Origin of the sequence: Streptococcus tangpeifui, from assembly GCF_011038795.1 — a bacterium.
Lineage (GTDB): Bacteria > Bacillota > Bacilli > Lactobacillales > Streptococcaceae > Streptococcus > Streptococcus tangpeifui.
This window is the reverse complement of the sequence record NZ_JAAKDU010000011.1, coordinates 47,523-67,106: the sequence shown is the minus strand read 5'-3', so window position 1 is coordinate 67,106 and position 19,584 is coordinate 47,523. Positions and strand designations below refer to the sequence as shown.

18 protein-coding genes are annotated in these 19,584 nt (G+C 41.5%); 17 read left to right on the top strand and 1 reads right to left on the bottom strand.

All coding sequences use genetic code 11. The features are described from left to right. The first annotated feature begins 394 nt into the window (after positions 1-394). The 7 genes from argR to G7Y32_RS08690 all read left to right on the top strand — a co-directional run bounded on the left by argR (position 395) and on the right by G7Y32_RS08690 (position 7,491). On the top strand, positions 395-826 hold the full coding sequence (gene argR, locus G7Y32_RS08720; protein WP_165212951.1) for an arginine repressor: 432 nt from the start codon (positions 395-397) through the stop codon (positions 824-826). Next, positions 823-1,176 (top strand): YlbF family regulator, encoded by a 354-nt coding sequence (locus tag G7Y32_RS08715; protein WP_165212949.1) that lies wholly within the window; start codon positions 823-825, stop codon positions 1,174-1,176. Before argR ends, G7Y32_RS08715 begins: the two co-directional genes overlap by 4 nt. Continuing rightward, positions 1,163-3,724, top strand: coding sequence for a DNA mismatch repair protein MutS (mutS, locus tag G7Y32_RS08710; protein WP_165212947.1), 2,562 nt, complete (start codon positions 1,163-1,165; stop codon positions 3,722-3,724). The genes G7Y32_RS08715 and mutS overlap by 14 nt, the downstream gene beginning before the upstream one ends. Before the next feature lie 129 nt (positions 3,725-3,853). After that, positions 3,854-3,994, top strand: coding sequence for a hypothetical protein (locus tag G7Y32_RS08705; protein WP_165212945.1), 141 nt, complete (start codon positions 3,854-3,856; stop codon positions 3,992-3,994). Positions 3,995-4,148: 154 nt separating this feature from the next. Continuing rightward, complete coding sequence (mutL, locus tag G7Y32_RS08700; RefSeq protein ID WP_165212943.1) at positions 4,149-6,095, top strand: DNA mismatch repair endonuclease MutL; 1,947 nt, start codon at positions 4,149-4,151, stop codon at positions 6,093-6,095. 74 nt (positions 6,096-6,169) lie between these two features. Next, complete coding sequence (ruvA, locus tag G7Y32_RS08695; protein ID WP_165212941.1) at positions 6,170-6,760, top strand: Holliday junction branch migration protein RuvA; 591 nt, start codon at positions 6,170-6,172, stop codon at positions 6,758-6,760. 173 nt (positions 6,761-6,933) lie between these two features. Continuing rightward, on the top strand, positions 6,934-7,491 hold the full coding sequence (locus G7Y32_RS08690) for a DNA-3-methyladenine glycosylase I (RefSeq protein ID WP_165212939.1): 558 nt from the start codon (positions 6,934-6,936) through the stop codon (positions 7,489-7,491). A gap of 438 nt (positions 7,492-7,929) precedes the next feature. On the opposite strand, the gene G7Y32_RS08685 is transcribed toward G7Y32_RS08690, so the two are convergent. Beyond that, positions 7,930-9,843, bottom strand: a complete 1,914-nt coding sequence (locus G7Y32_RS08685) for an ABC transporter ATP-binding protein/permease (RefSeq protein ID WP_165212937.1) — start codon at positions 9,841-9,843, stop codon at positions 7,930-7,932. A gap of 225 nt (positions 9,844-10,068) precedes the next feature. Here G7Y32_RS08685 and G7Y32_RS08680 point away from each other — a divergent pair, with 225 nt between their 5' ends. The 10 genes from G7Y32_RS08680 to nrdD all read left to right on the top strand — a co-directional run bounded on the left by G7Y32_RS08680 (position 10,069) and on the right by nrdD (position 19,570). Beyond that, positions 10,069-11,340, top strand: coding sequence for a competence/damage-inducible protein A (locus G7Y32_RS08680; protein ID WP_165212935.1), 1,272 nt, complete (start codon positions 10,069-10,071; stop codon positions 11,338-11,340). 33 nt (positions 11,341-11,373) lie between these two features. Continuing rightward, the gene (recA, locus tag G7Y32_RS08675; RefSeq protein ID WP_165212933.1) at positions 11,374-12,516 is read left to right on the top strand and encodes a recombinase RecA; all 1,143 of its coding nucleotides are present in this window, start codon (positions 11,374-11,376) and stop codon (positions 12,514-12,516) included. Between the two features lie 349 nt (positions 12,517-12,865). Beyond that, complete coding sequence (gene spx, locus G7Y32_RS08670; protein WP_165212931.1) at positions 12,866-13,264, top strand: transcriptional regulator Spx; 399 nt, start codon at positions 12,866-12,868, stop codon at positions 13,262-13,264. Positions 13,265-13,467: 203 nt separating this feature from the next. Further along, positions 13,468-14,058, top strand: a complete 591-nt coding sequence (locus tag G7Y32_RS08665) for an SP0191 family lipoprotein (RefSeq protein ID WP_165212929.1) — start codon at positions 13,468-13,470, stop codon at positions 14,056-14,058. Between the two features lie 185 nt (positions 14,059-14,243). Next, entirely contained in the window at positions 14,244-14,510 is a 267-nt protein-coding gene (locus G7Y32_RS08660) for an IreB family regulatory phosphoprotein (protein ID WP_002960554.1), read from the top strand. Next, positions 14,510-14,929: a Holliday junction resolvase RuvX gene (ruvX, locus tag G7Y32_RS08655; RefSeq protein ID WP_004226676.1), complete on the top strand. Its 420-nt coding sequence runs from the start codon at positions 14,510-14,512 to the stop codon at positions 14,927-14,929. Before G7Y32_RS08660 ends, ruvX begins: the two co-directional genes overlap by 1 nt. Before the next feature lie 14 nt (positions 14,930-14,943). After that, positions 14,944-15,243 carry a DUF1292 domain-containing protein gene (locus G7Y32_RS08650; RefSeq protein ID WP_165212927.1) on the top strand — a complete coding sequence of 100 codons (300 nt, stop codon included), beginning with the start codon at positions 14,944-14,946 and terminating at the stop codon, positions 15,241-15,243. 109 nt (positions 15,244-15,352) lie between these two features. Next, positions 15,353-15,478 carry a hypothetical protein gene (locus G7Y32_RS10480; RefSeq protein ID WP_277423774.1) on the top strand — a complete coding sequence of 42 codons (126 nt, stop codon included), beginning with the start codon at positions 15,353-15,355 and terminating at the stop codon, positions 15,476-15,478. A gap of 175 nt (positions 15,479-15,653) precedes the next feature. Next, positions 15,654-17,261, top strand: a complete 1,608-nt coding sequence (locus tag G7Y32_RS08645) for a DUF2079 domain-containing protein (RefSeq protein WP_494399387.1) — start codon at positions 15,654-15,656, stop codon at positions 17,259-17,261. 101 nt (positions 17,262-17,362) lie between these two features. After that, complete coding sequence (gene nrdD, locus G7Y32_RS08640) at positions 17,363-19,570, top strand: anaerobic ribonucleoside-triphosphate reductase (RefSeq protein WP_165212923.1); 2,208 nt, start codon at positions 17,363-17,365, stop codon at positions 19,568-19,570. The last annotated feature ends 14 nt before the right edge of the window (positions 19,571-19,584 follow it).

Sequence of the window (19,584 nt, the reverse complement as noted above, 5' to 3'; positions counted from 1 at the left end):
CATGACTGGTAAGACCGTTACGGTAATTGATAAGAAGACCTACTTTGACTACTTTAAAGATAAACTTCTGCATAAAATGGAGAATTAGGTTCGATTCACAATCCGACTCAAACTGAGTTGGATTTTTTATGGAGCTACATAGTTTATGAGAGCGAATCAATGTCAAAGCCTTGTTGACTTTAGCTGACCAAAGTACGCTTGCACCTCGTCGCCTTGTCTATTTTGCTTGTCTCTGAATGCTAGAAATGAGCTAATGCGAACTTGCCGTTTTATGAATAATTACTCTTTTCAAGACGGACTTCCTTAATTCAATCTTTCCTAAGGCCAATGGTGAAAAACCCAGGCCTTTTTGTTATAATGTGTAAGGTATAAATTGAGAAAAATAGAGGCGAGCATGAATAAAATTGAGCGACAACATAAAATAAAGACCATCATTCAAGAAGAACGGGTGGGAACGCAGGAGGAAATCAAAGACAGCCTAGCCAAGCAAGGCATTGCCGTGACTCAGGCTACTCTGTCACGAGATCTGCGAGAGATTGGTCTTCTCAAACGTCGTGATGAGACTGGCAGGCTTTATTACAGTCTGTCAACTCAGGAAGACTCCCACTTGTCTGATGCTGTTCGAGACTATATTAAAAAGGTTTCTCGGGCAGGTTTTATCTTGGTTCTCAGCACCGAGTTGGGAGAAGCTGATGTTTTGGCTAATATTATTGACCGAGAAGGACGCAGTGACATCCTTGGGACAGTAGCTGGCGCTGATACTCTTTTGGTTATTTGCCAAGATGAAGCCAAAGCTCAAGCCATTGAGGAAGAATTGCATAAATGACTGACTTAGATCAAGCTCTTAACGACCTGCAGAACTTATTGGCTCATCATGAGAGTGTTCAAGCCTTTCAGGCCGTTCAAGCCAAGGTAAAGGAACAGCCAACTTTGAATCAATTGGCCCACGATATGAAGGCTTACCAACAAGAAGCAGTCTTGTTTGAAAAATTAGAAAAAAATCGGGCAGCCGACCAGTTAGGTCAGGCTGCTGACCGCTTAAATCAAGAACTTTCTGATCTGCCCTTGGTTCAAGACTACCGTGTTAAAATGCAGGATGCTAGTGATCTTTTACAATATGTCACCAAGAGCCTAGAAGAAAAGATTAATGAAGGATTAGCTAATGGCAAAAGATAAAATTTCTCCAGGAATGCAACAATATTTAGACATCAAAGAATCCTATCCGGATGCTTTTTTGCTTTTCCGGATGGGGGATTTCTATGAACTTTTCTATGATGATGCGGTTAAAGCAGCCCAGATTTTAGAAATCAGTCTGACCAGTCGTAACAAGAACGCTGACGATCCCATTCCTATGGCTGGTGTTCCCTACCATTCGGCTCAGCAGTATATTGATGTATTGGTCGATTTGGGTTACAAGGTAGCCATTGCCGAGCAGATGGAGGATCCTAAAAAGGCTGTTGGTGTGGTTAAGCGTGAGGTTGTTCAAGTTATTACTCCAGGGACTGTCGTCGATTCGAGTAAACCTGATAGCAGTAATAATTTCTTGGTTGCTATCGATTATCTGGATGAAGAGTACGGTCTTTCTTACATGGACCTCTCAACTGGTGAATTTTATGCAACTAGCTTGAGCGATTTTACAGCGGTCTGTAGTGAAATTCAAAACCTTAAGACTAGAGAAGTTGTCCTAGGTTTTGAACTTGACGATAAGCAGACGGAAAGCTTGACCAAGCAGATGAACCTCCTCTTATCACCTGAAAAGGACATTTATGACGATGTTCAGCTGATTGGTACAGACTTAAGGCCAGTAGAAGCTCATGCTGCAGGTAAGCTCCTCCAATACGTCCATACGACCCAGAAGCGGGAACTCAGTCACTTGCAAAGCCTAGTTCACTATGAAATCAAGGACTTCCTGCAGATGACCTATGCCACCAAGACCAGTCTGGATCTTTTGGAAAACGCCAGAACCAGCAAGAAACATGGCAGTCTTTTCTGGCTTTTGGACTCCACCAAAACGGCTATGGGGATGCGCCTCTTGCGAAGCTGGATTGATCGTCCTCTGGTCAGTCGAAAGAAGATTTTGGAGCGGCAGGAGATTGTTCAAACCTTCTTGGATAACTTTTTTGAACGCAGTGACTTGACTGATAGTCTCAAAGGAGTCTATGATATTGATCGTCTGGCCAGTAGGGTTTCCTTTGGTAAGGCTAATCCCAAGGATCTCTTGCAGCTGGGCCACACCTTGGCTCAGGTTCCTAAAATCAAGGGAATGCTGGCCAACTTTGCCAGCCCGGTTTTAGACCAATTAAATGAAGCCATTGATGCCCTGCCTGAGTTGGAAAGTCTGATTGCCTCTGCCATTGACCAAGATGCCCCAGCAACCATTACCGAAGGGGGCATGATTAAAACGGGCTTTGATCAGCAACTGGATCACTATCGTCAAGTTATGCGAGAAGGGACCACTTGGATTGCTGAAATAGAAGCTAAGGAGCGGGCAGCCAGTGGTATTTCAACCTTGAAGATTGATTATAATCGTAAAGATGGCTACTATTTTCACGTGACCAATTCCAATCTATCCCTTGTGCCAGACCATTTCTTCCGCAAGGCGACTCTAAAAAATTCTGAGCGTTTTGGGACAGCCGAATTAGCAAAAATTGAAGGGGATATGCTGGAAGCTAGGGAGCAGTCGGCAACCTTAGAATATGATATCTTTATGACCGTCCGCAATCAGGTTGAGAAATATATCCAGCGTTTGCAGGATTTGGCGAAAAATATTGCCACGGTCGATGTCCTGCAAAGTTTAGCCGTAGTGGCTGAGCATAACCACTATGTCCGCCCCCAATTCAATGACCAGCACATCATTGATATCCAAGATGGCCGTCATGCTGTTGTCGAGAAGGTCATGGGGACTCAAGAATACATTCCCAATACCATCACTTTGGGTCAGACGACCGCTATTCAGCTAATTACAGGGCCTAATATGAGCGGGAAATCAACCTATATGCGGCAGCTAGCTCTGACTGTGGTCATGGCACAAATTGGATCCTTTGTCGCTGCTGAGTCGGCCAATCTACCGATTTTTGATGCCATTTACACGCGGATTGGGGCAGCCGATGACTTGATTTCTGGCCAGTCAACCTTCATGGTTGAGATGATGGAAGCCAATATGGCAATTCAGCGAGCCAGCAAACAGTCTCTGATACTCTTTGATGAATTGGGGCGTGGTACGGCTACTTATGATGGGATGGCTCTAGCTCAATCTATCATCGAATATATTCATGACAAAGTGGGAGCTAAGACCCTCTTTGCTACTCACTATCATGAATTGACAGACCTGTCAACTAATTTAACACACCTTGTCAATGTCCATGTGGCAACTTTAGAGAAGGATGGCGATGTTACCTTCCTTCATAAAATCACAGATGGTCCAGCTGACAAGTCTTACGGTGTTCATGTTGCTAAGATTGCTGGATTGCCTAAGGAACTACTTCAACGAGCAACCAATATTTTGACAGATTTAGAAGCCCATTCTGTTAGCTTGACTGGTCAAGAACAGGCAGAGAAACTTGACAAGCCTGTCAAGCAGGAAGCAAGCACCGAGCAAATGTCTCTCTTTGAAATAACAGAATCCAATGATAAACTGACTCAAGCCCTTCAAGCTCTTGATGTAGTCAATATGACTCCAATGCAAGCCATGAATGCCCTTTTTGAATTGAAGAAATTACTGTAAAACTAAGGGAGCAGGAAAGAAACTAAAAATTGTAAATTTTGGTTCGTTGCCCCACCCCCATGCAATTAGCTAGATTTTCCGCTGTGGCCTCGCAGCAAAATGGATCGCAACTGTTTGGAGGACACTTGAATGGCTATAGTAGCTGGCCTCACTGCCAGCCACTGTGCGCCAAGAGTTTCTTTCAAGGTAGGAATACTGGACGAGTTTTTACCTGCCTCTTTTTATGATGAAAATGAAAAAAATGTGATGAACTCCCCAGACTCTAAGTAAGCACGAAATTTTAACAGGGAAAGCTTATCTCCAATTTCAGATGTGCTGGGGCTGCTTCTTCTATGCTATAATAAAACCATTAGTGCTCCGAAAAATTAAGGGGATTAAGCTTAAAGCCCCCATTATCTTACTTTTTGAGTAGCGGTGAGGAATTATGTCAAAAATTATTGAATTGCCAGAAGTGCTGGCCAATCAGATAGCGGCTGGTGAGGTTGTTGAGCGGCCCAGCAGCGTTGTTAAAGAATTAGTCGAAAATGCTATTGACGCGGGTAGCACACAAATTACAGTTGAAATTGAAGAATCAGGTCTCAAGAAAATTCAGGTAACTGATAACGGGCAAGGGATTGAAAATGATGATGTAGCCCTCAGCCTGCGTCGCCACGCCACCAGTAAAATTAAAAATCAGGCGGATCTTTTTCGGATCCGTACCCTTGGGTTTCGTGGCGAGGCTCTCCCTTCTATCGCCTCTATCAGTGATTTGACTGTTAAAACGGCCGTCAAGGGCGCGGAATATGGAACCCTTTTAGTCGCCAAAGGCGGAGAAATTATCTCTCAGGAACCTATCAGCACACCTGTCGGGACCAAGATTACAGTTGAGGACCTTTTCTTTAATACCCCAGCTCGCCTCAAGTACATGAAATCCCTCCAAGCAGAATTAGGCCACATTGTCGATGTCATCAACCGCCAAAGTTTGGGCCACCCTGAGATTGCCTTTACCCTTATCAATGATGGGCGTGAGCTGACCAAGACAGCAGGGACGGGTGATCTGCGCCAGACTATCGCTGGTATTTACGGTCTCAACACTGCCAAGAAAATGGTTGAAATTTCCGCTAGTGATTTAGATTTTGAGGTATCGGGCTATATCAGTTTGCCCGAATTAACGAGGGCTAATCGCAACTATATCACCATCCTTATCAACGGTCGTTACATTAAGAATTTCTTGCTCAATCGGGCTATTTTAGATGGCTATGGTTCCAAGCTCATGGTTGGACGCTTCCCCTTAGCTGTAATTGATATTCAGATTGATCCTTATTTGGCTGATGTCAATGTTCATCCGACCAAACAAGAAGTCCGTATCTCTAAGGAAAAAGAACTCATGCAGCTGATTCGTGAGGCTATTGCTGAGAGTCTAAAAGAGCAAGATTTGATTCCAGATGCCTTAGAAAATCTGGCGAAGTCTAGTATCCGTAAGGCTGACAAACCTGTTCAAACCAGCTTGCCCCTCAAGCAAACCAACCTCTATTATGATCAATCCCGTCAAGATTTTTTCCTCAAGTCGGACAATCAGGTGGCAGAAAGTCAGTCAAATCAAGCTCCTGAACCTGTCAATCAAATTGACAAAGCTGTCAAGCCTACTGGCTCTGTCAGACAGGCCCAAAGGCCTGAACCAGATGTGTCAGATCAGGAACACCCTGATATTGATTTCTCCAAAAAGGCCCAAGCTCACAAGCTGATGGATCGCCTAGATCAGGAAGAAAGTTCAGCCTTCCCTGAGTTGGACTATTTTGGCCAGATGCAGGGCACCTATCTCTTTGCTCAGGGTCAAGGAGGGCTCTATATTATCGACCAGCATGCCGCCCAAGAGCGGGTCAAATATGAATACTATCGTGAAAAAATTGGAGATGTTGACAGTTCTTTACAACAGTTGCTAGTCCCCTATCTCTTTGAGTTTCGGGCGGAAGATTTCATTAACCTTCAAGAAAAAATGCCCCTCCTCAATCAGGTGGGTATCTATCTTGAACCCTACGGCAATAATACCTTTATCCTGCGAGAGCACCCCATCTGGATGAAGGAGGAAGAGATCGAATCAGGTGTTTACGAGATGTGCGACATGCTTCTTTTGACAGATGAGGTTTCGGTTAAAGTCTATCGGGCTGAGCTGGCTATTATGATGAGCTGTAAGCGCTCGATCAAGGCCAACCACGCCCTAGATGATTATTCAGCCCGCAATCTTCTAGTCCAATTATCCCAATGCAAAAATCCTTATAATTGTCCCCACGGCCGACCCGTCTTGGTAAATTTCACCAAATCTGATATGGAAAAAATGTTCCGTCGGATTCAGGAAAACCACACGAGTCTAAGGGAACTGGGAAAATATTAAGTCAAAACGATCTGCCTAAGAGCGGATTTTTTGGTAGAATAAACTTATCCACATGTCATTTTGAAAGGCTCTTTATGTACGATTATCTCAAAGGAATTCTAACAAAAATTACGGCAAAGTATATTGTGGTTGAGGCTGGTGGCCTCGGCTATATGGTTAATGTTGCCAACCCTTATTCTTTCTCTGATCAGATGAATCAAGCTATCCAGATTTATCTTCACCATGTAGTTAGGGAAGACGCTCAACTTCTCTATGGTTTTCATACCGAAGAGGAAAAGGCTGTTTTTCTCAATTTGATTTCTGTTTCAGGGATCGGCCCGACGACTGCTCTAGCCATTATTGCTGTTGATGATAATGAAGGACTGGTTGCAGCTATTGATAACAGTGATATTAAGTACCTGACTAAATTTCCAAAAATTGGAAAAAAGACAGCTCAACAAATGGTTTTGGATTTGGCTGGTAAATTTGTTGAAGTACCCCAAGCAGGTAGCAAGGCTCGTCCGCAAGACCAAAGCGCGAATCAAAATCTGGACGAAGCGATGGAAGCTCTTCTGGCTCTTGGTTACAAAGCCAGTGAACTCAAGAGGGTTCGTGCCTTCTTTGAAGGAACCGACGAAACAGCTGAAAATTATATTAAATCAGCCCTCAAGATGCTGATGAAATGAGAAGCTGTTAGTCTTTTAACACCCTTGGAAGTTATAGGAAAAGGAAATTAATTCACTTCTCAATACAAATCAATTTAGCTGAGCGCATCGGCTCTCTAGTTAAAGTCAGATTTTTGCTCTCTGAATTCACCGTCTAACATAACAAGTCAAGAATAGAAGAAAGAAGAAGAAATATGAATCGTTGTGGCTGGGTCAAAATGACCAATCCTTTATATATTGCTTATCACGATCAAGAGTGGGGAAAGCCCTTACACGATGAGCGAGCTCTTTTTGAATTATTTTGTCTAGAAGGGTATCAGGCTGGACTATCTTGGGAAACTATCCTCAACAAACGTCGAGCTTTCAAAGCAGCTTTTTATAACTATGATATCGATCGAGTCGCTAAGATGAGTGACCAAGAACTTGACAGCTTGCTGAACAATACCGAGATTATTCGCCACAAAGCTAAGCTTTATGCCACTCGGGCCAATGCTCAGGCTTTTCAGGCTATCCAAAAGGAATTTGGGTCTTTTGATCATTATATTTGGGCTTTTGTTGACTTTACACCGCATGTCAACCAAGTTGACAGCTACAAGGATTTACCAGCGCAAACAGAGCTATCGCAACGGATTGCCAGAGATTTAAAAAAACGTGGCTGTAAATTTGTTGGTCCAACAACCATTTATTCCTTCTTGGAGGCAGCCGGTCTTATCAATGATCATGAAAATACCTGTGAATTTAAGGAAAAATGAAACAGGCCTCGCTGAATGGGAGGCCTGTTTATTCTTTTTAGTCTGAATTCTCCTTTTGTGGAGAAATAATTTTATTTCGTAGGTCAGAGCATTAGGAAACCCAACATAAAAATGTTATGGACAGCGGGGCAAAGCAAGCAATATACAAGACGGTGGCAAGGAGATAGGCTAGAATGCTGTCGTAGTACCATTGCTAATCTAATTATTAAAAATAACCTTCTCCTTTCTTGGTCATCTTTAATTAGCTGATCTAAGCTGATGTCAAAAGTTTTGCTAATGCCTATTTTAAATTAGCCATATCAGGAAAGTCCGATTTCAGACTCCTACCGAGCGATGGCTGATCGGGAAACATGAAGCTTCTGAGCCAACCACTGCGCCAAGCCAAGAGTTTATTCTCAAGCAGGAATACTGGACGAGTTTTTGAATAAACTCAGATAGTTATTCACTAGCCAAGGCATCTATCGGGTTCAATCTAGCCGCTTTGCTGGATGGTGCCAGACTGGCAATCAAGGCGATCAATAAGCCAATGATTACAGTAGAAATAGTAGTTGCTAAGGAAACTTGGATGATATCAAACTTGATAGTCGAGTACACTAATTTGTTAACCAAAAGTTGAACCAAAAGAGCTGTAAGTATGGCTAAGATATTAGCAGAAAGTCCCAATAGTAAACTTTCATTGACGAAAAGACGACGAATATCTTTGCGTCTAGCCCCCATAGCGCGTAAAACGCCAATCTCTTTGGTCCTTTCGGTAACACTCATATAGGTTGTGGCCACAATCATTAGGATACTGACGAGGAGAGAAATTCCAGCGACTAAAGCTAGAACAACACCGACAATATAAGTAATTTCCACAATAGAGTTCAAGGTTGCTCCAAGACCTGTGATACTGTAGACCGTTTTTCCATTTTGTTTAATGGCACGAGCATCGTTTTGTGCTTGCTTAGTATTATTCAGATTATCAACCTTTGCTGTCACAAAATTAGGTTTTAATGTAGCCCCTTGTTTAGCTGCAGCCTTTTCTAGACTAGCCATAGAAACGAGATTCATCTGATCTGTTGTCCCAGAAATAGTATATTCTTTGGTAATGGTAATAGGTTTTCCAGATTCATCCAAAGCGGTTAGTCCGATGGTCACCTTCTTACCAACAGCCTTTTTAACATTCTTAGAGATATTTTTCTTGGCATAATCCTTTGAAATAACAATTTGGTCCCCTTTAGGCATTTTTTTGTTTGAAATACTCTTTTTCACAATAGTATCGTTTGTTGTCTGTAAAATCCTATTTTGTACCGGTTTGCCCTTATAGCTAATAGTAAAGGTTGGGGTGTAGTAGCCGTATTCCGTTTTAGTGACATGCTTAATGTTACTAATCTTCTTTTTATCTTTGCCAGTCATACCTGTATTGGTGAGTGCATCGGTATTTTTTAGAGTCACTTGGAAGGCCTGAGGATTAGCGATATCGTTGATGAAGCTGTTCATATAACCTTTGGCACCATTACCCAAACCCAAGAAAAACATAACGGAGAAAAGTCCGATGGCCATCCCGATTGTAATAATAAGATTTTGCTTCCAAGCATTTTTGAAATGTGCCCAAGCCATCTTCCAACTGGCGCCTCGAGTTAAAGGCTTATCAGCTAATTCAATTAAATTATCCCTTACAGAGAAGGGTTCTCGTAATCGTTGATCATCTGTAATACGGCCATCAGTCAGAGAGACAATCCGTGTCCCAGCATTAGCAACTTCTTGCGAGTGGGTAACAACGATAACAGTCTTACCTGATTTAGCAATATCTTGAAGAAGGGTGAGTACTTCAGCAGTGTTCTTGCTGTCCAGGGCACCCGTAGGTTCATCGGCTATAATAATTTCAGGATTGCTAGCTAGCGCACGAGCAATAGCCACGCGCTGTTTTTGTCCTCCTGATAATTGTGCTGGTTTTTTCTTACGATGTTCATAAAGCCCAACTTGTTTCAGCAATTTTTCAGCCTCTTCAACTTGCTTTTTATGACTAAGACGAGTCATTTTAAGGCTAACTAAGACATTATCTAAAACGTTCAGATAGTTAACAAGATTAAAAGATTGGAAAATAAACCCAATAACTTGCCGTCGGTATTCATCCATAGCAGTCTCGTGTTTATCCTTTTGTCGGCGACCATTGACAATAACATCGCCTTGATACTCACGATCTAGTCCACCAATAATATTCATAAGAGTGGATTTACCGCCTCCCGACTCACCTAGAATACTGATGAAATCTCCAGAGTCAACAGTAAGGTTAATCCCCTTTAGGACAGAAAATTCTTCCTTACCTAAATAGTAGGATTTATAGATGTTCTGCAATTCTAATAAACTCATTCTAATCTCCTTTTGCTTTTGTAATGCTCTAACAATACAGATTTTCCTCCCTACTGTCAAGAACTTACTGTTCCTAAAGACAATGCCTTAATTTTTAGTATCAGAAAAAACAGCTACATAAACGCTCAATTTTTTAGTTTTCAACTCGTGAAAATTGGTCCACTGGACTAATTTTTTGATAAAATAAGATGACTTTACGAATAGATAAGTAGGTGACCATATATAATGAAAGCTGAAATAATTGCAGTCGGAACAGAAATTTTAACAGGGCAAATCGTCAATACCAATGCGCAATTTCTCTCAGAAAAATTTGCCGAGCTGGGGATTGATGTTTATTTCCAGACAGCTGTTGGTGATAATGAGGAACGCCTCTTGTCTCTTCTTGATCTCGCCAGCCAACGAAGTGATATGATTGTGCTCTGTGGAGGTTTGGGACCAACGGATGATGATTTAACTAAACAAACCTTAGCTAAGTTTCTCAAGCGTCCCTTAGTTTTTGATGATCAGGCTATGGACAAGCTGAATCGTTTCTTTGCGGCTCGTCCTGCAGTCTTGCGGACGTCCAATAATGAACGTCAGGCTCAAACCATAGAAGGAGCCCTTCCTCTTCAAAACCGCACAGGTCTTGCAGTTGGAGGTCTGATTGAAGTTGAGGAAAAGACCTACATCGTCCTACCTGGTCCGCCGAGCGAACTCAAGCCTATGGTTCAGGAGCAACTCTTGCCTTTAATTGATCAGGATCATCAGCAGCTCTATTCTCGCGTTTTGCGTTTCTTTGGAATCGGTGAAAGCCAGTTAGTGACGGTTATTGATGATTTCATTAAAAACCAAACTGACCCTACCATCGCTCCTTATGCAAAGACAGGGGAAGTCACTCTGCGTCTTTCTACCAAGGCCCGGAGTCAAGAAGAAGCAGAGCAAAAATTAGATCAGCTCGAAGCAGCCCTAATGGCGGTTCAATCGCTAGAAAATCAACCCCTATCTAGTTATTTTTATGGTTATGGGGATGATAATTCTCTGGCCCAAGTTACCTTTGATTTGCTCAAGAGCTCTGGCAAGACAATCACGGCAGCAGAAAGTCTGACAGCGGGCTTGTTCCAAGCTAGTTTAGCAGACTTTTCTGGAGCTTCAGCTGTTTTTAACGGTGGCTTTGTCACCTACAGTATGGAAGAAAAGTCCAAAATGCTAGGGATTCCTTTGGTTGACCTGCAAGCTCATGGCGTCATTTCAGCTTTTACAGCAGAAGCTATGGCTGCTGGTGCCAGAAGCAAGACTGAGGCAGATTTAGCTATCTCGCTGACTGGGGTTGCGGGACCTGATAGCTTGGAAGGTCAACCGGCAGGGACGGTTTTCATTGGTCTAGCTACAGCAAACAGCTTAGAAAGTCACCTTGTAAAAATGAGTGGCCGTTCCCGCAGCGATGTGCGTGAGATTGCAGTCTTGCATGCCTTTAATCTGGTACGAAAAGCTTTATTAAAGGAGAAAAATTTAGTATAATAACTAATACACATTAAAAATAGGAGAAAACAAGTGGCAAAAAAAGCGAAAAAAACTGATGAAATCACTAAGAAATTTGGTGATGAACGTAAAAAAGCCTTGGATAATGCCTTGAAAACTATCGAAAAGGATTTTGGTAAAGGGGCTATCATGAAGCTGGGTGAAAGGGCTGATCAAAAGGTGCAAGTCATGAGCTCAGGCAGCCTGGCTTTAGACATTGCCCTCGGTGTTGGTGGCTATCCTAAGGGACGGATTATTGAAATCTATGGACCTGAAAGTTCAGGTAAAACGACTGTTGCCTTGCATGCCGTTGCTCAAGCTCAAAAAGAAGGTGGTATCGCGGCTTTCATTGATGCGGAACACGCTCTTGATCCAAGCTATGCCGCAGCTCTGGGTGTCAATATTGATGAATTATTGCTGTCTCAACCAGACTCAGGTGAACAAGGACTGGAAATTGCTGGTAAATTGATTGATTCAGGTGCTGTTGATTTAGTGGTTGTTGACTCTGTTGCAGCCCTAGTTCCTCGTGCCGAAATTGATGGTGATATTGGTGACAGCCATGTTGGCCTCCAAGCTCGAATGATGAGTCAAGCCATGCGTAAGCTTTCGGCTTCTATTAACAAAACCAAGACCATTGCCATCTTTATCAACCAATTGCGTGAAAAAGTTGGGGTCATGTTTGGTAATCCAGAAACGACCCCTGGTGGCCGTGCCCTGAAATTCTACTCATCTGTTCGCCTTGACGTTCGTGGTAACACCCAAATCAAGGGAACGGGAGAACAGAAGGACAGCAGCATCGGTAAGGAAACCAAGATTAAGGTCGTCAAGAACAAGGTAGCCCCACCGTTTAAGGTTGCCCAAGTCGAAATCATGTATGGAGAAGGAATTTCTCAGACTGGTGAGTTAGTCAAAATCGCAACAGATCTCGATATTATTCAAAAAGCTGGAGCTTGGTATTCTTATAATGGTGAAAAGATTGGCCAAGGGTCAGAAAATGCTAAAAAATATTTGGCCGATCACCCAGAAGTCTTTGATGAAATTGATAAGAAAGTTCGCATCAAGTACGGCCTCGTTGAAGATGATCAGGCTGTAGAAAGCCAACCAGATCAAGTAGAAGAGAAGGAAGAGACAGAAGAATTATCCCTTGATCTCGATGCTATCGAGATTGAAGAATAAAATAATCTGATTGGGGACTGTTTTATCGCCAAGTTTAGCTTTAGCCTTAAGGGCCGTGATGATCGGACAGATGCTCGAATTTAAGCATTCCATTAGAAATAAGAAAAGAAGCTTTTATCCGGCTTCTTTTTTCTTGAACTCGATTTTTATGTTAAGGAGTTGACTAGATGACCTCTAGAAAACAGCCTTAAGATTAAACAAAGATGACAAAAAGCTTGGAAAAAGCTTAAAATATTAAGAGTTTAAGTTTTTTAGTTGACATTTTCAAAAATAGGTCCCAAGACCTATGTTCTGTTTTAGGGAGCTATGCTAGAATATAGGTATCATGTGATAGAAAGAGAGAAGTGACATGATTAAGATTTATACTATTTCTAGTTGTACTAGTTGTAAAAAAGCAAAAACTTGGTTGAACAGCCACCAATTACCATATAAAGAACAAAACTTAGGCAAAGAAGGTTTGACTAAGGAAGAAATTCTCAATATCCTTTCTAAGACGGAAAATGGGGTTGAGAGCATCGTTTCCTCAAAGAATCGCTACGCTCGTGCTCTGGAATTTGATATTGACGAATTAAGTCTCAGTCAGGTGGTTGATTTGATTCAAGAAAATCCACGGATTCTTAAGAGTCCGATCCTTATTGATGATAAGCGCCTGCAAGTCGGCTACAAGGAAGATGATATCCGTGCCTTCTTGCCTCGTGCCATTCGTGAAGTGGAGAATAATCAAGCAAGAATGCGGGCTGTTTTGTAAGGTGCTGGTTAACGGATTTGTTGCAATTGCTATGGTTTGAAACCGGTTGAACAATTTAATAAAAAATTGAAAAGAAGGGCGAAAGCTCTTTTTTTTAATCTTAAAATAAGCTATAATATTGCTATGGGCAAAAATCACTTCTAAGCCTTACCAGAAGCGGACTTGAGCCACTACACGAAAAATTAGTCAACCAAGGAGAAACCATGAACAGAAAAATCTATACATTTATAGCAACTTCCCTTTTGGTATTCAGTTTGGCCGCCTGTTCAAATACAAGCCAGTCCAACCCCACTTCAAAGTCTGATTCGACGAGCCAAAGTACTAAGAAGGAGTCTTCGCATGAAGTAAAAAATATTACAGGAACTAAGGCCATGCAAATCAAGATTCCTGATGGGACGGATGGTGAGTCAACTGTGACGGAGACCATTGGTTATGATGGTGACGATTTCACTTCGCTTAAGATTGAAGTCCTTCAGCCCCTACCTAAACAGATTAAGGATGAAATTGGCGGTCGCTCTATCGACGAAGTCAAGGGGCAGTTGATTGAAGCTATGGGACGATTGGATATTGTTCAAAATCTCAAAAAGGTAAATGGAACTAAGGTTGACTTGGATGTGACGGGGGATTCCCAAATGAAATTCGTTTTTACTTTTGATATGAAAACAGTTGATAAATCAGATCTATCACAAGCAAGCGATGGCCGCTTTAATCTGGATAAACTCGATAGCACTACACCAATGGAATATATTTTGGATTTAGCACAGGCAGGTGCCAAACCAGTAGCTGCTAAGTAATAGATTTAAGAAAATATCACTATCGGCCAAAGAAATTTAAAGAGGTCTCATTTTCAATAAAATGTCTGATCTTATTTAGCCAAATCAGTAGGAAAATCATGCTTGTTTCGTGAATTTTCATTGAAAAGATAAGGGAAATAGGATATAATAGCACAAATTGCTCATAATAGAAAGAGGGTGCAAGCATGGGATTTACAGATGAAACAGTCCGTTTCAATCTTGATGATGGCAGTAAACAAGAAATTAGTGATACTTTAACGGCCGTTTACCGTTCGCTAAATGATAAAGGGTATAATCCAATCAATCAAATTGTTGGTTATGTTTTGAGCGGGGATCCTGCTTATGTCCCTCGCTATAATGATGCCCGCAATAAAATCCGTAAATATGAACGCGATGAAATTGTTGAAGAATTGGTTCGCTTCTATCTCAAGGGAAATGGAATAGATGTCTAATGAGATTGATGGGATTAGACGTTGGATCTAAGACGGTCGGCGTTGCTATCAGCGATCCACTTGGATTTACGGCTCAGGGCTTGGAAATTATTCCGATCAATGAAGCTAAGGAAGAATTTGGTTTCGAGCGCTTGGAAGAGCTGGTCAAACAATACAAGGTTGAGAAATTTGTTGTTGGTTTGCCTAAGAATATGAATAATACTAGCGGGCCCCGCGTTGAGGCTAGTCAGATTTATGGGAAAAAGATTGCCGACTTATTTGGCCTTCCAGTGGAGTATCAAGATGAACGCCTAACGACTGTTCAGGCAGAACGGATGCTGGTTGAGCAGGCAGATGTCAGCCGAGGCAAACGCAAAAAAGTTATTGATAAACTAGCAGCCCAGCTGATTCTACAAAATTATTTAGATCGTATGTTTTAGAGGAGAGAAGAGATATGGCACATGAACACAATCATGATCACGAGGTAATCACTCTTGTTGATGAACACGGAAATGAAACCTTGTTTGAAATTCTTTTGACCATTGATGGCCGTGAAGAATTTGGTAAAAACTATGTTCTTTTAGTACCAGCTGGCGCACAAGAGGATGACAATGGTGAAATTGAAATTCAAGCTTATTCATTTACAGAGAATGAAGATGGTACAGAAGGCGATTTGCAACCGATCCCAGAAGAATCTGATGCTGAGTGGGATATGATTGAAGAAGTCTTTAATAGCTTTCTTGATGAAGAATAGGTATCTTGCCGGCTATATATAATAAACAGGGCAACCTTTGAGGGTCGGCCCTATTGTTTTGTCTTGAAATTTTCTTCTACCTTTACGGATAAACAGGTGGAGGAATGTTATGCAAGTAAAGGATTTGACACAGGCAGAGCAGAAATTTTTAGCCACTTATCAAGGGAGCAAATTGCATTGTTTTAGGGATATTTTGACCTACGCTCGTATCCTTAGAAAATTGACTAAAGAGTAAATTCTGATATACTAGAAAGAAAAATAAACTGATTTGGGCCTTGAGTATAGAACTTTAGAGATGTCTGCTTTCTAAGTAAAGCAGGTAGGATTCATTCAGGAGAGTCCCTTCCTAACTAAACTTTCTCGACTGTTCTGCTTTTTAGATGCCCTCGTATAATAAAAAGGAGATTCTAGTGGCAGAAAAACAAGATCAAGAGTTACCAAAGTATAGCCGCCGACAGCAGGGAGAAGTTAAAGAAGTAGAAAAACAAGCTACGCACACTAGCACAGATAGCCAAACGTATAAAATTGATTTAGATGGGTCGCACCGCTTTTACATTTTGATTTTGAGTTTAATAATGGCTTTAAGTTCCGTTGCCAATCCCTTGTTGACGAATTTTGCTAATCCAACTCAGATGGTTCATCTCTATACTGGGCAGATGATGAGTCAGGGACATCTCCCTTATCTAAATACGTTTGCAACAGGTGGCTTCCTCTTCTATGTCATTATTGCTTTCAGTTATTTTCTGGGTTCAAGTTTCTGGTTGATGATTATCGAGTTTCTGGCCTTCTATATGTCAGGGATTTATTTCTATAAAATTATCAGTTTCTTGACAGAAAAAAAAGGCCTAGGTATAACTTTCACCGTGATTTTTTACCTACTCAATATAGCGTTAGGTTTTGGTGGTCTCTATCCCATTCAGTGGGCCTATCCCTTTATTCTCAATGCCCTTTGGTTTCTCACCAAATATTTTGCGGGTCATATTAATGATGAAGCCTTTATCATTTATGGTTTTTTTGGCACCCTAGCGGCCTTAATTGACCCTCGCAGTTTAATTTTTTGGGTACTCTCTTTTATTATTATTGGCATCTATAATTTACTGCAGCGTCACATTGCGCGTGGTATCTATCAGTTACTCTGTATGATTTTTGGAGCTATTCTGGTCTACTACACAGTTGGTTATTTTGTCCTCAATATGGGAAATTTACCAGCTTATATTTCCCAAGCTCTCTTCTATAACTTTAAAGTCTTTGCTCTGGCCAAGGACTCTCTCTTAATCACCCTCCCTTATCAAATCCTAGTTCTATCAGCTTCAGGTTTGCTCTTAGGGCTCTTTGGTTTCTTTGGACACTTAGGACGCGTTCTACAATTTAAAACGGTGAAATGGTTGGTTTTCTTCAACCTAATTATAACTTTACTGGTTGGTATTTTTTCGCAGACTTATTACGTTTTTTCTCTCCTCTTAGCTCTGCCTTTTGGCTTGATTTTAACAGCTCTAGTGATTAGTGATACGATTAATGAGCAGGCTGGTCAAGAAACTAAAAGCACAAGAGGAGCTCATCGCCGCAAACGCAACCGTGAATTGGCGGGGAGCTATTGGAGCATTTTTGCCAAACGTCATTTCCAGCTACCAATCTTAGTTATGGTAGCAGGTATCTTGGCTCCAATTTTGCTTGGTGTCTTATCACTAGGTATGAATAGAGAACGCAGTGCGATTTCTCGTTACTTGCAAGAAAACTCTAGTAGTAAGACTAGCATTTACGTTTGGGATCAATCTCCTAAAATCTATTTGGATTCTGGATTGCAGTCAATTTCACAATTTCCTAACCCAACGGTAAACACTGTTGGAAGTGACAATAGTCAGAAGCGAAATGATGATATTTTACAGGCTCAGGCCAAATTTATTGTAGTGGATAAATCTCAGGAGCTGCCCAAAGAAATTTCGCGACTGTTGAAGTCCAGTTATAAGCAAGTTTCCCTAGAAAATGCAGATCATTTCAAGATTTATCAAAAAAAGTAATTTCATTCATAAAATCAATATATTGTGTCTGTCTAAAAAATACACCACAACATGTTGATTTTTTTTTGCCTTGTGTTATAATGGACTGCGAGGTGGAAATAATGATTACATTGGAAAAAGAATTTATCGTAACAGATCCTGAAATCACAGTTATTAAACGTGATGGCCGCCGTGTTCAGTTCGACAGCGATAAGATTTATCAAGCACTGCTCAAGGCTAGTCAAAATGTTTCAGAATTGTCACCATTGATGGAGGCAAAATTAAAAGGCATTTGTGACCGTATCGTAGCAGAAATTGCTAATCGTTTCATGGCTGATATCAAGATTTACGAGATTCAGAGCATTGTTGAGCATGAACTGCTCAATGCTAACGAATATGCGATTGCTCAAGAGTACATTAATTACCGTACCCAGAGGGATTTTGCTCGTTCGCAAGCGACAGATATCAACTTTACTATTGATAAGTTGATCAACAAGGACCAAACAGTTGTCAATGAAAATGCTAATAAGGACAGTGATGTTTTTAATACGCAAAGGGATTTGACAGCTGGGATTGTTGGAAAGTCCATTGGCCTGAAAATGTTGCCGCCTCATGTCGCCAATGCTCATCAAAAAGGGGATATCCACTTCCATGATTTGGACTATAGCCCTTATACGCCAATGACCAACTGCTGCTTGATTGACTTCAAGGGTATGTTGGCCAATGGCTTTAAGATTGGGAATGCCGAAGTTGAAAGCCCTAAATCTATCCAGACAGCGACTGCACAGATTTCCCAAATCATTGCTAACGTCGCTTCTAGTCAATATGGCGGTTGTACAGCTGATCGAATTGATGAATTTTTAGCCCCTTATGCCCAGCTTAACTATCAAAAACATCTCAGAGATGCCAAGGAATGGGTGGCTGAGGGCAAGCAAGAAGATTATGCTCGGACCAAGACCAAAAAGGACATCTATGATGCTATGCAGAGTCTTGAATATGAAATCAATACGCTCTTTACGTCAAACGGGCAAACACCATTTACATCATTAGGCTTTGGTTTAGGAACAAATTGGTTTGAACGGGAAATTCAAAAGGCCATTTTACAAATTCGCATCAAGGGTCTAGGGAGTGAGCACCGCACAGCGATTTTTCCTAAGTTGATTTTCACTCTCAAGCGAGGTCTTAATCTAGAACCAGGCACACCTAACTACGATATTAAACAACTGGCTCTGGAATGTGCCACTAAACGTATGTATCCAGATGTTCTGTCCTACGATAAAATCATTGATTTGACCGGATCCTTTAAGGCTCCTATGGGGTGTCGTTCTTTCCTTCAAGGATGGAAAGACGAAAATGGCCAAGAAGTAAATTCTGGCCGGATGAACCTAGGTGTGGTTACGGTGAATCTGCCAAGGATTGCCTTAGAATCCCAAGGAGATATGGATAAGTTCTGGAATATTTTTGCAGAGCGGATGCAGATTGCTAAGGATGCTCTGGTTTATCGTGTAGAGCGGGTTAAAGAAGCCAGTCCAGCTAATGCTCCAATTCTCTATCAATACGGTGCCTTTGGCAAACGTTTGAGTAAGACTGGCAATGTTGATGACCTCTTCAAGCACCGCAGGGCAACTGTTTCTCTGGGTTATATCGGTCTTTATGAGGTAGCAACTGTATTCTATGGCGGTCAGTGGGAAGGTAATCCAGAAGCTAAGGAATTCACTAAGAATATTATCCGGCAAATGAAAAAGTTGGTCGAGACTTGGTCAGATGAATATGATTATCATTTTTCAATTTATTCAACACCATCAGAAAGCTTAACTGATCGCTTTTGCCGTTTGGATACTGAGAAATTTGGTAAAGTCAAGGATATTACCGATAAGGAATACTATACCAATTCCTTCCACTATGATGTTCGTAAGAATCCAACTCCATTTGAAAAATTGGATTTCGAAAAAGACTATCCAGAACTAGGAGCCTCTGGTGGCTTCATTCATTATTGTGAATATCCTGTTCTGCAACAAAACCCTAAGGCCTTAGAAGCCGTTTGGGACTATGCCTATGACCGTGTGGGCTATCTTGGCACCAATACGCCAATTGATAAATGCTATGAATGTGGCTTTGAAGGGGATTTTACTCCAACAGAACGTGGCTTTATGTGCCCAAACTGTGGCAATACCGATCCTAAGACCGTCGATGTCGTTAAACGGACTTGTGGTTACCTAGGGAATCCTCAAGCTCGGCCAATGGTTAATGGTCGCCACAAGGAAATTTCCGCCCGTGTTAAGCACATGAATGGTTCAACCATTCAAAACCCTGGTCGCCACAAAGATTAAAATAGATAGAAGGA